Source organism: Arthrobacter sp. Dra40 (assembly GCF_059091905.1).
In genome coordinates, this window is record NZ_JBNHHB010000020.1 from 58,763 (window position 1) to 72,106 (window position 13,344).

General features: G+C 66.8%; 11 protein-coding genes. 8 read left to right on the top strand and 3 right to left on the bottom strand.

Annotated features, from left to right (window positions below; translation table 11 throughout):
• Window positions 1-63: 63 nt before the first annotated feature.
• On the bottom strand, window positions 64-294 hold the full coding sequence (locus tag AC5RWT_RS11760; RefSeq protein WP_494043894.1) for a DUF6480 family protein: 231 nt from the start codon (window positions 292-294) through the stop codon (window positions 64-66).
• A 151-nt stretch (window positions 295-445) separates the two neighbouring features.
• Here AC5RWT_RS11760 and AC5RWT_RS11765 point away from each other — a divergent pair, with 151 nt between their 5' ends.
• A complete protein-coding gene (locus AC5RWT_RS11765; RefSeq protein WP_494080383.1) occupies window positions 446-1,129 on the top strand; it encodes a YigZ family protein in 684 nt (227 codons plus the stop codon).
• Window positions 1,122-2,282 carry a class I SAM-dependent methyltransferase gene (locus AC5RWT_RS11770; protein ID WP_494080372.1) on the top strand — a complete coding sequence of 387 codons (1,161 nt, stop codon included), beginning with the start codon at window positions 1,122-1,124 and terminating at the stop codon, window positions 2,280-2,282. The genes AC5RWT_RS11765 and AC5RWT_RS11770 overlap by 8 nt, the downstream gene beginning before the upstream one ends.
• 7 nt (window positions 2,283-2,289) lie before the next feature.
• Here the strand turns inward: AC5RWT_RS11770 and AC5RWT_RS11775 are convergent, their stop codons facing one another.
• Window positions 2,290-2,604 carry a PRC-barrel domain-containing protein gene (locus AC5RWT_RS11775; protein WP_494080373.1) on the bottom strand — a complete coding sequence of 105 codons (315 nt, stop codon included), beginning with the start codon at window positions 2,602-2,604 and terminating at the stop codon, window positions 2,290-2,292.
• 412 nt (window positions 2,605-3,016) lie between these two features.
• On the opposite strand from AC5RWT_RS11775, the gene sbnA reads away from it, so the two are divergent.
• The 6 genes from sbnA to AC5RWT_RS11805 are packed head-to-tail and all read left to right on the top strand — an operon-like array spanning window position 3,017 to window position 13,083.
• Complete coding sequence (sbnA, locus tag AC5RWT_RS11780) at window positions 3,017-4,096, top strand: 2,3-diaminopropionate biosynthesis protein SbnA (RefSeq protein ID WP_494080374.1); 1,080 nt, start codon at window positions 3,017-3,019, stop codon at window positions 4,094-4,096.
• On the top strand, window positions 4,093-7,218 hold the full coding sequence (locus AC5RWT_RS11785; RefSeq protein ID WP_494080375.1) for a Pls/PosA family non-ribosomal peptide synthetase: 3,126 nt from the start codon (window positions 4,093-4,095) through the stop codon (window positions 7,216-7,218). The genes sbnA and AC5RWT_RS11785 overlap by 4 nt, the downstream gene beginning before the upstream one ends.
• Window positions 7,215-9,818, top strand: a complete 2,604-nt coding sequence (locus AC5RWT_RS11790) for a non-ribosomal peptide synthetase (protein WP_494080376.1) — start codon at window positions 7,215-7,217, stop codon at window positions 9,816-9,818. The genes AC5RWT_RS11785 and AC5RWT_RS11790 overlap by 4 nt, the downstream gene beginning before the upstream one ends.
• Window positions 9,818-10,825, top strand: coding sequence for a TauD/TfdA family dioxygenase (locus AC5RWT_RS11795; RefSeq protein WP_494043900.1), 1,008 nt, complete (start codon window positions 9,818-9,820; stop codon window positions 10,823-10,825). Before AC5RWT_RS11790 ends, AC5RWT_RS11795 begins: the two co-directional genes overlap by 1 nt.
• Entirely contained in the window at window positions 10,822-11,889 is a 1,068-nt protein-coding gene (gene sbnB / locus AC5RWT_RS11800; protein WP_494043901.1) for a 2,3-diaminopropionate biosynthesis protein SbnB, read from the top strand. Before AC5RWT_RS11795 ends, sbnB begins: the two co-directional genes overlap by 4 nt.
• 51 nt (window positions 11,890-11,940) lie before the next feature.
• Complete coding sequence (locus AC5RWT_RS11805) at window positions 11,941-13,083, top strand: LuxE/PaaK family acyltransferase (RefSeq protein ID WP_494080377.1); 1,143 nt, start codon at window positions 11,941-11,943, stop codon at window positions 13,081-13,083.
• 26 nt (window positions 13,084-13,109) lie between these two features.
• Here AC5RWT_RS11805 and AC5RWT_RS11810 read toward each other — a convergent pair.
• Window positions 13,110-13,344: M28 family peptidase (locus AC5RWT_RS11810; RefSeq protein WP_494080378.1), on the bottom strand; the 235-nt coding region annotated here is incomplete at its 5' end.

Genomic DNA, 13,344 nt, shown 5'->3' on the forward strand with positions numbered 1-13,344 from the left:
TAGCCAGCACGCCAGGCTAGACCGTGCGGCCCGCCGGCCGCCGCACAGAGAAGGCGGGCCGGGTTATTCCTCGTGCCCCTGGTCTGCGCTCATCTGGTCCTCGGCAGGCGGCGTTTCTCCAGGGGGAACACCGCCGCCGGGTTCCAGCCCGGTGATGTTCTGGTCCTGGGGATCGGGATTGGCCGAGTCGCCTTGGTCAGCCGACACTCGTTCCGCGTCCGATTTGTCCGTGCCCTGACCATGTTCCTGCTCGCCCTGGATGCGCCGATCGAATTCGGGCTGGTTCTTCGCCATGGCTCCACCGTTCGTTGCCGGGACGGCCGCACCGTTTCGGGCGGCCACGTACCGCCACACTAAGCACGGTTTGGCCGGCCGGACAAGGGGCGGTGGACAACGGCGAGCAGTTCCGGAACCCAGGCTCCGGCCTCTCAGGAAGGCGATTAGGCTGGAGGATGTGCCTCCTCCGCCCAACGCCAGCAGCTACACCACCATTGCCGGCGAACACCGTCACGAGATCGAGATTAAGCGCTCGCGCTTCATCACGGTGCTGCGCCGCGCCGAGACCGAGGACGAGGCCCGCGGCCTGGTGTCGGAACTGCGCCGCGAATTCCATGACGCCAGGCACCACTGCAGCGCCTTCGTGCTTGGCCCCGACCGCGCGGTCCAGCGTTCCAATGATGACGGCGAGCCCTCCGGCACCGCCGGCATCCCGATGCTGGAAGCCCTGCTCAAACGTGAGACGGCACCAGGGGTGACGGACCTCAGCGACGTCGCCGCCGTCGTCGTGCGTTACTTCGGCGGGATTCTGCTGGGCGCGGGCGGGCTGGTGCGGGCCTATTCAGAATCGGTGTCACAGGCCGTAGCCACCGCACAGATGGTGCAGCGGCGCCGGATGCGGTTGTTGGCAGCGCCGACGATGCACGCGGACGCCGGCCGGTTGGAGAATGACCTGCGGGCGTCGGGAACGGTTGTGCTGGGCAGCGACTATGGTGCCTCCGACGTGCGGATCCGGCTCGCCCTGGAAGACAAGCCGGACGTGATCGAACGATTCACAGAACAGCTGGCAGCACTGACATCGGGCGGTCCCGCGCCGATGGAGCTGGGGACGGAGTGGGTGGACCTTGGCTGAACATCGCGATGACGACGCCGGAAGCCTCCAGCCAACCTTCGACTTTGCCTTGCTCCGGCGCTGGCCGGACGTGGAAGCGGACAACATGTTCGCCTACGACGCGGCCGACAAGCTCCTGCTGGACACCGCCCAGCCGCTGCTCGCCGGTCTGGAGGGAAGCCGGATCGCGGTGGTCAACGACCACTACGGGGCGCTGACGCTGGCACTGACCGCTGCCGGACAGCAGGGAGTCCGGGTGGTGCAGGACGCCCTCAGCTCGGAGCGCGCGCTGGACAACAACGCCTCACGGCTCGGGTTGGCGGGCTACAGCCACCGCCTGCTGGAGCCCGCCGCATTTGAAGGGGCCCGCCTGGTGCTTCTTCAGCTGCCGCGCTCGCTCGACGCGCTGGAAGAGATTGCTGGCTGCATCGCCGCGGCGGCCTCCCCCGGTGTCACGGTGCTGGCTGGCGGCCGGGTGAAGCACATGAGCACCGCGATGAATTCCGTGCTGGCCACGTCGTTCTCCTCCGTCACGGCCGGCCTGGCGCGGCAGAAGGCGCGGATCCTCACCGCCTCTGGTCCGCTGCCGTCGGTGGGCGCGCGCTTCCCTCGCGCCGAAGAGCACGACGTCGGCCTCCCCCATCCGCTGCGACTGGTCGCCTTCGGCGGCACCTTCGGCGGACCCAAGGTGGACCCGGGCACCCGGTACCTGCTCCCCTTGCTCGCCGGTGCCCGGCAGGCCGACCGGGCGGTCGATCTTGGTTGCGGCAACGGGACGATCGCCGCCTACCTGGCCCTGGCCCGCGGCGAGATGCGGGTGCTGGCCACGGACCAGTCGGCCTCCGCCGTCAGATCGGCGCGCGCCACCGCCGAGGGAAACGCGGTTGCGGACCGGGTGGAGGTGCGGCGGGATGATGCCTTATCCTCGCTGCCCGCGGCTTCCGAGCAGCTGATCGTGCTCAATCCACCGTTCCATATCGGAAACACCGTCCACGCCGGCATTGCCCTGAAGCTCTTCGCTGACGCCGGCCGCGTCCTCGCCCCCGGCGGAGAATTGTGGACGGTCTGGAACAGCCATTTGGCCTACAAGCCGGCGTTGAACCGCTTAGTGGGCCCCACCCGCCAGGTGGCGCGCAACCCCAAATTCACGGTCACCGTCAGCACTAGGGCCTGACGGGACGCTAGCGCTCGGTGCCGTAGTAGCGGCGCAGCTCGGCTTCTTCCTCTGGGGTCAATCCATCGGCGGCCGCCTGCGAGGGCGAGTCTTTGATGGTGTCGTGGCTGTAGGCGACGAAAACGTCGTGTTTCTGAATCCGCGCCCCGTCAATCGGTACGAACTTTTCAATGCTGTCCGCCAACCCCAGGCCCACCGTGATCCACTGGATGCTTCCGGTGACCGGGTCCTGGTGCACCTGACCCACCACTCCCAGTTTCCGGTCCGCGTTGTCCCACACCGTGGCTTGCTGCAGGGCGTGAATGTCCACTTGTTCCGGCATGTTGTATCCATTCCGGCCAAAGGCCTGCTCTGGGGTGCTTTTCCCACACCATAGTGCAGTGTCCCCATCCGCGGCCACCAGCAGAACCCACGCCCGCCGCACTCACCGTGGGACGCCGTTTGCTCCTGCGTTAACACCTCCAAGGCCGCACGCTGAGCGTCGGAAATCACCGAAGCAGGAGCAGGATTCTCGGGTCGGCTCCGTCTCTCCAGACCGCGGATTCGACGAGCCCCAACCTGTGCCAATAACGGCGCAATAACGTCGCGATAACGGGGGCGGGGGTTCACTAAAAAGGCATTGCAAACTTGCAGCTTCATGGGGTTCTTGGGGGAACAGCGATGCTCACTGATCCAACCCGCCATTCTTTGGCGACCCTCGTGACCAAGCTCATGTCAGGAGAACGAGGGATATCATGCCGATCATTAAGGATCCGCACCTGTTCAACGAGCAGAGCCTGTTCGTCGATTTGGAAGGGATGCTGGGCCGCCGCCTCTACCTGAAGATCGAGGGATTCAACTTCGCCGGCTCCATCAAGCTCAAGCCCGCGCGGGAGATGGTCGAGTGCGCCGAGCGGGAGGGGTTGATCGGCCCCGATTCCACCCTAGTGGAGTCCTCTTCCGGAAACCTCGGCGTCGCGCTCAGCATGATCGCCGCCAGCAAGGGATACCGCTTCGTGTGCGTCATCGATCCGCGCTGCAACCCGGCGACCCGGCAAGTCATGGAGTCGCTCGGGGCGCAAGTGGACCTGGTCACCGAACCGGATCCCGTCGACGGCTTCCTCGGGGCCCGGCTCAACCACGTCCGGGACCTGTGCGCGTCCGACGAGCGGTACGTCTGGCTCAACCAGTACTCCAATCCCGGCAACTGGGGAGCGCACTACCGCTGGACCGCCCCCGAGATCTCCCATGAGTTCCCCGAACTGGACGTGCTGTTCGTGGGAGCCGGGACAACGGGAACCCTGATGGGTTGCGCGCGGTACTTCCGCGAGCACCGGCCCGATGTCCGGATCGTCGCGGTCGACGCCGTAGGGTCGGTCTCGTTCGGTGGCCAGCCGGCCACCCGCCTGATCCCGGGCCTTGGGATGAGCGTGCGGCCGCCGCAGCTCGACGAGTCCTTGATCGATGACGTGGTGATGGTCGAGGAACTGGACACGGTGCGCGCCTGCCACCGCCTCGCGGCGGGCGGGTTCATGCTGGGTGGTTCCACCGGGACCGTGGTCCACGGCGCCATGTCCTGGCTCGCCGACCACCACGCCCAAGACGCCACGGCGGTGGCCATCTCGCCGGACTTGGGCCGCCCGTACCTGGAAACCGTCTACGACCCCGACTGGGTGCTCGACCACTTCGGGGCCGAAGCGCTCGCCACCGCCGACATGACGGTGGCTCCGGACCGACGGTCCGACCCGGCGTCGGGGCGTCGGCACACGGCACCCGCACCTGCACCCGCGGCCGATTCCGTCGCCACTGCCTCACTAAGGAGTTTTGTGCAGTGAAACTGCCCGTCTACAACCTGCAGGGGACTCCGCGTTCCACAACTGAGACGAAACCTTCGACTCCTGCGGCACCCGCGGCTCCGGCCGGGAACCGTTATCCAGCGACGCCGGCCACAGGTGCAGGCGTTGCCTTGGAGCGCCGGCTGGCGGAACTTCTCGCATCGGTGGTGCAGAAGGACGATGTCCCCGTGGACGCCAACTTCTTCTTGGAGCTGGGGGCAGATTCACTGGTGATGGCGCAGTTCTGCGCCCGCGTGCGCAAGCAGCCGGATCTTCCTGCTGTATCAATCAAGGACATCTACCAGAACCCCACGATCTCGGCGCTGGCCGCGGCCCTGACACCGGCGGAAAAGTCGTCGCCGACCGCCCAGGTGCAGGTGCAGGACCGGTTGGCTGAGGTGCTGTCCGGCGTGCTCGGCATCGAGCACGTGCCGGTGGACGCCAACTTTTTCCAGGATTTGGGCGCCGACTCGCTGGTCATGGCGCAGTTCTGCGCCCGCGTACGCAAACAACCAGACCTGCCAGCGGTGTCGATCAAAGACATCTACCAGAACCCAACGATATCGGCGCTTGCCGCGGCCCTGGCACCGGCGGACGCGGTGTCCGTGCCGCTGCAGGAGCGGCTGGCCGAGGTGCTCGCCGGAGTGCTTGGCGTCGAGCAGGTCGCGGTGGGCGATGACTTCTTCCACGATCTGGGCGCGGACTCGCTGGTGATGGCGCAGTTCTGCGCCAGGGTGCGGAAGCAGCCGGATCTGCCCCAGGTGTCCATGAAAGAGATCTACGGCAACCCGAACATTTCCGCTCTGGCGGCGGCCCTGCAGTTTCCTTCGCAGCAGGTAAAAGAGGCGGAGTCCTCGCCCGTCGTGGCCTCCGTGCCGGAGACGCCGCCGCCGATGGATGCGCGGACCTGGGAGTATGTCGTCTGCGGCGCCCTCCAGGTGCTCGTTTACATCGGCTACTGCCTGCTTGCGGGCTTCATCATGGTCGTGGGATACCAGTGGTTGTTCCCGGCCGCGGGTCCGGGCAACCACCACTGGGTTGGTCAAGGGACGGACTTTTGGGAGCTCTACCTGCGGTCGATCGCTTATGCCGCTGCGACGTTCGTGGTGCTGTGCATCCTGCCGGTGGCCGCCAAGTGGATTTTCATCGGGCGCTTCCGGCCCCGGGAGATCCGCATCTGGAGTATCGCCTACTTCCGGTTTTGGCTGGTCAAGGCGTTGATGCGCACCTCTCCCCTCTCGCTGATGACCGGTTCGCCGCTGACGACCTTCTACCTGAGGGCCATGGGCGCGAAGGTCGGCCGCAACGTGATGATCATGACCAATCGGCTCCCGATCTGCACCGATCTGCTGACGATCGGTGAGGGAACGGTGATCCGCAAGGACGTCATGCTCAACGGCTACCGTGCCCACGGCGGAGTCATCCAGATGGGCGGGGTCACGCTGGGAAGGGACGTGACCGTCAGCGAGGGCAGCGTCCTGGACATCAACACGTCGATGGGCGACCGCTCGCAACTAGGCCACCGGTCCACTCTCTACACCGGCCAAGCCGTGCCCGAAGGCGAGCGGTGGCACGGTTCCCCGGGCAGGCAGGGAGGTGCGGACTACGCAACGGTCGACCCGACGCCCTACCGGCCCTGGCGCCGAGGATGGTTCGCCGTTTCCCAGCTCCTGGGCACGCTCGGACTGGGCCGCACCATGTGGGGACTGGCGATCGCGCTGGTCATCCTCGCGAACCCGAACGTCGCGGCCCTGATGGAGCCGGAGGAGTTGGCGTTCACTGACTGGGTCTTCTACGCCGACGCCGCCATCTACGCCGGCCTGGCCGTCTTCGGCGGAACGATCGTGGCCCTGGCCCTCATCACGACACTGCCGGTGCTGCTCCAACTCGCGGTGAAGCCCGACACGGTGTATCCGCTGTTCGGGCTGCGTGATGCGGCGGCAAGGGCGGTGGCCAAGATGACCAACAGTCCCATGCTCGGGGCGTTGTTCGGCGACAGCTCCTACGTCGTGAACTACGTGCGGGCCATCGGGTACCATCAGCCGCAGGTCCAACAGACCGGCTCGAATTTCGGCACGGGGTTCAAGCACGACAACCCGTTCCTTTCGACCATCGGCACCGGAACGATGATCGCCGACGGGGTGTCCTTCATGAACACGGACTATTCGGCGACGTCGTTCAAGGTCAGCGAGGTCGCAATCGGTGCTCACAACTACCTGGGCAACGCCGTCCTGTACCCCGCCGATGCCAAGGCCGGGGACAACTGTCTGCTCGCGACCAAGGTCATGGTCCCCATCGACGGGCCGGTGCGCCAAGACGTGGGCCTGCTCGGATCGCCGGCGTTCGAGATCCCGCGCTCCGTGCTGCGGGACGCCCTACCCGAGGAGCACAGGAGCCCTGACCGCCTCCGCCGGGACCTTGCGGCCAAGAACGGTCACAACCTGCGCACGATGGCCCTCTTGATGCTGGCGCGGTGGTTCAACTCCTCGTTGGCCCTGCTGGCGATGTTCGCGGGCCTCGAACTGTCCGACCAATTCGGTTTCCTCGCGATCAGCGCGTCGTTCGTCGTGATGCTCCTCCTCGGCGTGCTGGTCCCCGTCGGCATCCAGCACCTCGCAACAGGTTTCCGGCGGCTCCGGCCTCAGTTGTGCTCCATCTACAACCCCTACTTCTGGTGGCACGAGCGGTACTGGAAGTTGATGGCCCAGAGCCGGTACCTGGCTCTCTTCAACGGAACGCCGTTCAAGCCGCTGGTCTGGCGCTTGCTGGGCGTGCGGATGGGCTCCCGGGTCTTCGACGACGGCTGCGCGTTCATCGAGCGGACGCTGGTGACGGTCGGCTCCCGCTGCACGCTGAACAACGGCACCACGGTCCAGTCCCATTCCCAAGAGGACGGGATGTTTAAGTCCGATTACAACGTCGTCGGGAACGACGTCACGCTCGGCGTCGCCGCCTTTGTCCACTACGGCGTGACCATTGAAGACGGTGCCGTTGTCGCCGCCGACTCCTTCGTGATGAAGGGGACGACCCTCCCTCGGGGAAGCCTGTGGGGTGGTAACCCGGCCGAAGAGGCCCGAACCACCGCCACGTCCCCCGTCGCATTGGAAAGGCCCGTGTCATGACCACCACCTCTGCGTTGACCTGCCGCACCGTCGCCGACCACTCTTCAGGTGTGGGCAACGACCGGACCGCCCCCGTGGGAGCGGCGCCGACGGTGATTCCCAGATGGACACAGGACCGCCGGCCGGGTCAGGGGCGGGTCGAGGTGGCCGTTCCCGAGGACCTGCGCCAGGCCGTGTGGACACTGTCCCGCACGCTGGACGCCACCCCTGCATCGATCTGGCTGGCGGCTCATGCAAGGGTGCTCCAGGCGCTGTCCGGCGAAGCAGAGGTCACCATTGGCTGCAGGGACGCGTCAGGGACATGGCCCTGCGAACTCAATCTGGGACAAGGGTCATGGCGGGCGCTGGTTTCCGCGGCGCACATCCGGGAGGTCCGGGCCCGCGCCGATCGAAGCGGTGGACCACAGGCGGGGCAGCCGTCGGCTTCCGCCGCGTTCGAGGTGCTACTCAGCACCGACCAGGACGACGATCCCGAACTCGCGGAGGGCCTCGTCCTGGTCGTGTCCCTCGGCGACGCCGCGGGTAGCCAAGCGTTACGCCTGCGCTACCGGAGCGACGTCCTCGACGAGGACGCAGCCCTGCGGATCGCCGGCTATCACCTGAGCGCGCTCCGCCATCTGGTCGCCGACCCCGACGCGGAGCCTGCCGACGTCGGCCTCGTCGATCCCGACGAGCGGCGGCTGCAACTAGAGCAGCTGGCCGGACCCGAGCGGTCCCGGCCCGAACGCCGCTTCCATGAGCTGTTCGAGGAGCGTGTCAGGGAGCATCCCGAGCGCATCGCCGCCGTTCAGGACGAGCGGGAGTGGACGTACTCGGAGCTGAATGTCCGCGCCAACCGGATCGCCCGCGCCCTGCTCGCGCGCGGTCTACGGGCGGAGGACGTCGTGGCAGTCGTCGCCGAAAGGGACCTGGAGTGGATGGCCGCCGTCATCGCCATCTTCAAGGCCGGAGGTGCATACCTGCCGATCGAACCGCACTTCCCGGCCGACCGAATCGCCAGAACGCTCACCCGGGCCGGGTGCCGGATGGTGCTGACCGAAGACGGCAGTACCAGCACGCTCGACGAGGCACTCGACGGGATGCCTGAATTGACGAAGCTTCTGTTCGAGGACGTCGAGGCCGAGGGGCACGCCGACGACGACCTCGGCTTGGACGTGCGCCCAGACCAGCTCGCCTACGTCTACTTCACCTCGGGCTCCACGGGCGAACCGAAGGGTGCGATGTGCGAGCACGACGGGATGGTGAACCACCTGTACGCCAAGATCGAGGACCTGGGGATCGGCCCCGGCGACGTCGTTGCTCAGAGCGCGCCCCAATGCTTCGACATCTCGCTGTGGCAACTGGTCTCGGCCCTGCTCGTCGGCGGCCGCACACTCATCGTCGGGCAGGACCGCATCCTCGACGTCGAGCGGTTCGTCGACACGGTGGAACGGGGCTCGGTCGCAGTCTTCCAGGTCGTCCCGTCGTATCTGGACGCGGTGGTGGCATACTTGGGCGGCAAACCCCGTGCCCTGCCGCACCTCCGCTGCGTCTCGGCGACCGGGGAGGCCCTGAAACGTGAGCTAGTCCACCGCTGGTTCGACGTGCTGCCGAACGTCAAGCTGGTCAACGCCTACGGACTGACGGAGACTTCGGACGACACGAACCACGAGGTGATGAGCGCAGCACCCGCGGGCGACTCTGTACCACTGGGCCCGCCGATCCCGAACGTCCGGATCCACATCCTCGACGAGCGGCAGCGGCTCGTGCCGCTCGGTGCGCCGGGCGAGATCGCCTTCTCCGGTGTGTGTGTGGGCCGCGGCTACATCAACGATCCGGAGCGGACGGCGCAGGCGTACTCCACCGACCCCTACGTGGACGGCGCGCGGCTCTACCGTGCGGGCGACTACGGCCGCTGGTCCCCGGACGGCAAGCTGGTGTACCTGGGCCGGCGGGACAACCAGGTTAAAATCTCCGGGTTCCGCATCGAGATCGGCGACATCGAGAACGCGCTGTTGCGGGTTCCCGGCGTCCGCGACGGCGCCGTCGTCGTCGGCGAGGGCGCGGGCGAGGGCGAGGGCGCTGGACCGTCCAAGTTCCTGGTGGCGTTCTACTCCGGCAACCGGTCGCTCGAGGTCGACGAAATCCGCAGCGAGATGGCCACGCGGGTACCGGGCTACATGGTTCCGTCGGCGTACAGGTGGCAGGAGAGTCTGCCCCTGACCGGCAACGGCAAGATCGACCGGAAGGCCCTGACCCGCACGGCGCGGGAAATCGTTCCCGAGGCCGGCAGCGCCACGGGAGCCCTGTCGGCCACCGAACAGGGGCTCGCCGAGGCATGGGCGACGGTGCTCGGCCTACCGGCGGGCCGTATCGGCGGGCAGGACTCCTTCTTTGCTCTGGGCGGGACCTCGCTGTCCGCGGTGAAGCTCGCCGTGCTGCTCAAGCGCGCGGTGTCGATCAAGGACATCATGCAGACGCCCGTCCTGGCAGATCTGGCAACTCTGCTCGAGGCCTCGTCCCTGGCGGATGCTGCCGTCGCGGAGCCCCACTCCATCGCCCCGGCGGGAGGACCGGTTGGCCACCCCCACCCGCTACCCGTGAAAGGAAAGGACCTCTGATGTCGTCTCAAACACCCAGGATCCAATTCGACGTGGAACGCCAAGCCGGCCGAGCGCCGATGCTCACCGTCGAGTACGGCAACGACCCGGTGCGGTGGGCCGAACAGAACCGTGAGGCGCTGCGCGCGGCGGTGAATGATCACGGCGCAGTACTGGTCCGCGGCCTGGGCCTCCGTGACCCAGCCGAAGTGGCCGATGCCTTCCAGCGGCTGGTTCCCGGCGGCCTCATGCAGGACCGGGAGGCTTTCGCCACCCGGCAGCCCTACTTGGACGGCGTGTACTCATCCCTCACGTGGCCCGCGAACCAGCCGATGTGCATGCATCAGGAGCTCAGCTACGCGCTTGAGTTCCCCGGACTGATGCTCTTCGCCTGCCTCCGGGCACCCAGCGTTGGTGGCGTGACCGGTTTGGCGGACGCCAGCGCCGTGCTCGACGCCATCCCCAACGACATCGTCCGGCGCTTCGAAAGCGAGGGGTGGCTCCTCGCCCGCAGCTACAACGAGGATATCGGCGCCACCTACGAGGAGGCGTTCGGGGTCTCTGAACGCGCCGACGTCGAGAGCTACTGCCGCGCGCACGAGATCGAGTTCGAGTGGCAGCCTGACGGGGAGCTGCGCACCCGGCAGCGGCGACCGGCCGTGGTTCGGCACCCGGCGACCGGCCAACGCTGTTGGTTCAATCAGGTCGCATTCCTGAACGAATGGACGATCGCGCCTGAGGTGCGGGAATACCTGGTGGACGTCTACGGTCCCGACGGTCTGCCGTTCAACACCCGCTTTGGCAACGGCGAGCCGATCGGCGAGGACATCGTGGCCCTCCTGAACGAGATCTACGAGGCCCACACCCTTCGAACCCCCTGGGAACAGGGGGACCTCATGCTGGTCGACAACGTCCGCATGGCGCACAGCCGCGAGGCGTACGAGGGACCTCGGGAGATCCTCGTCGGCATGGCCGAGCCGCGCAACGTATTCGATCTCGATACCCACACCCAGGACGGTGCACCATGACAGAGTTCGCCACTCCCCCAGTCCCAGCCGCCGTACAGCCGAAGACGGTTCCGCCTTTCGCGGTCATTGCAGGGGCCCAGGTGCAGCAAGTGCTCCAGGGACGGGAGAAACAGGTCGTCGAGCTGGTCGAGCAGACCTACCGGGTGCATGCAGCCGGAGACTCGGTGAACCCCCCGTCCTACTTCCTTCGCTTCCCGGACCGACCCACCTCGCGCATCATCGCCCTGCCCGCCTCCGTCGGCGGAGAGGTGGAGGTTGACGGCATCAAGTGGGTCTCCAGCTTCCCGGACAACGTGGCGTCGGGGATTCCGCGTGCCTCAGCGGTGTTGATCCTCAACGACCGGGCGACGGGCTACCCCTTCGCGTGCATGGAGAGCTCAATTATCAGCGCCTCCAGGACGGCCGCATCGGCCGCCGCCGCTGCGGACTGGCTCAGCCGAGGACGCGGGCGCCCCAGACGCATCGGGTTCTTCGGCGTTGGCCTCATTGCCCGCTACATCCACACCTTCCTGAACGCGACCGACTGGTCCTTCGACGAGATCGGGGTGTTCGACCTCTCGGCCGAGAGCGCGGAGGGTTTCAAGGGCTATCTCGAACGCAGCGGCACCCAAGCCCGGGTGACCGTGCACGATGGCCCCGAGCAGCTGATCAGAAGCAGCGACCTCGTCGTGTTCGCCACGGTGGCGAGCCAGCCGCATGTGCAAGACCCGACGTGGTTCGCGCACAACCCGCTGGTGCTGCATGTGTCCCTGCGCGACCTGGCCCCGGAGATCCTGTTGGCGTCGACGAACATCCTCGACGATGTCGACCACTGCTTGAAAGCCGGGACGTCGGCCCATCTGGTGGAGCAGATGGTCGGCCACCGGGACTTCGTCGACGGCACCTTGGCCGACGTCATGGAAGGAAAGGTCTCACCGGCGGACGACCGCCCCGTGGTGTTCTCGCCGTTCGGCCTGGGCGTGCTCGACCTGGCGGTTGGCAAGTACGTCTACGACGAACTTGCCAACAGCGGGCAACTCCGGGTGGTCGAGGACTTCTTTTCCGAGCTGCGTAGGTACGGCTGACCCGGCGGCCCAACCACGTTCATCGATTCGCACCCACCAAGGAGTGACACAATGCTCTCGCTAGCGCAGATGCTGGGGAATGTGTCCCAGGCACACGTCCAGTCTCCCGACGACTGGGCACAGTCGGTCACAGACGTCCTGCGGGACGCCGCGATCTATCACCAGGCCAGAAACGGCTTCTATCGTGCCCAGTGTGACGCGTTGGGAGTCGATCCCGCCACGATCAACGACATCCACGACCTGCAAGACCTGCCCCTGTTGCCGGTCGGAATGTTCAAGCGTCCCGACGCCCAGGTGCTGCTCACCTGCTCCCTGGCCGACGTCGAGACCGAGACCCGCTCCAGCGGAACCCGCGGTGTCCAGTCCGTCGCCCGCCGCAACAGCGAGACGATGACCCGCGCGCTGGTTGGCCTGATCGGGACCTATCGGGAGTTCTTCAACTTGTCCGGGGGCGCGGGCCTCTTCTTGAATCCGTCGGATGCCGAAGCCTCGGAGATGGGTCTGCTCAAGGACTTCAACATCCTGAACAGCGTCTTCGACTACCACGCATACCTCGTTGCCGACCAGGCGTTCAACGCCAGGGAGGCCTTGGAGCACCTGCGCCGGTGGAAGGGCCACATGACTCGGCACATCGTCGGTCCGCCGTTCCTCATCGGCCGGCTCCTCCGGTTCCTCGAGCAGGAGAAGGTCAGTGCGCGCTTGGACCCGTACAGCATGATCATCACCCTGGGCGGCTGGAAGCGGCACACGGCCGAGGCCATCCCTGCCGAGGGCTTTTGGGAGCGGTGCCACGACCTGCTCGCCGTGCGCCCCGGCAACGTGCGCGACATGTACGGGATGATCGAGTCAAACATGCTCGCTGTCGAATGCCACCTGCATCGCAAGCACGTCCCGCCGTGGTGCTACATCTCCATCCGCGACCCGGGCCAGATCGGCACGGAACTCGCTCCGGGGGAGACCGGCACCATCGCCGTACTGGACGCCCTCAACACCAGCTATCCCGGATTCCTGCTCACCGATGACGTGGGCGACGTCGAGATGGGCACCTGCGGGTGCGGGCGAACCGGCCAGGTCATCAACTTCCGCCGTCGGGGGCAGAGCGCCGGGCTTGGCAACTGCCCCGTCAGCATCGAGCGCTACCTCGGCTCGGGCACCACCGGCCACAATGAGGCGCCGGCTCTCGTGAAGGCCTGAGTTCTAGGCCTGAGCCTCGCGACGCCTCAACCGGCGCCCTGTTCCGTTGCAGCACCCTTGGCGAGGGCGCCGTCGATGCCGCCGAGCGAGACCGTCGCGCTCATGAGCGTTTCGGTCATCTGCTCCAGCACCGCCATGTCGACGTTCTTGATGGTGTCGCAGGCCTGGTGGTAGCACTCGTCGTACTGGTCCCCCGCCTGCCCGCCGAACGTGAGCGCCTCGGCCTCGCTCTTGGTCCCCGCGTCGCCGGTGAACAGGCCC

Excerpts from the sequence above, each read along its gene's own strand:
- AC5RWT_RS11790 (WP_494080376.1), top strand. The coding sequence starts at position 7,215 with ATGACCACCACCTCTGCGTTGACCTGCCGCACCGTCGCCGACCACTCT.
- sbnB (WP_494043901.1), top strand. The coding sequence starts at position 10,822 with ATGACAGAGTTCGCCACTCCCCCAGTCCCAGCCGCCGTACAGCCGAAG.
- AC5RWT_RS11795 (WP_494043900.1), top strand. The coding sequence starts at position 9,818 with ATGTCGTCTCAAACACCCAGGATCCAATTCGACGTGGAACGCCAAGCC.
- sbnA (WP_494080374.1), top strand. The coding sequence starts at position 3,017 with ATGCCGATCATTAAGGATCCGCACCTGTTCAACGAGCAGAGCCTGTTC.
- AC5RWT_RS11760 (WP_494043894.1), bottom strand. The coding sequence starts at position 294 with ATGGCGAAGAACCAGCCCGAATTCGATCGGCGCATCCAGGGCGAGCAG.
- AC5RWT_RS11775 (WP_494080373.1), bottom strand. The coding sequence starts at position 2,604 with ATGCCGGAACAAGTGGACATTCACGCCCTGCAGCAAGCCACGGTGTGG.
- AC5RWT_RS11805 (WP_494080377.1), top strand. The coding sequence starts at position 11,941 with ATGCTCTCGCTAGCGCAGATGCTGGGGAATGTGTCCCAGGCACACGTC.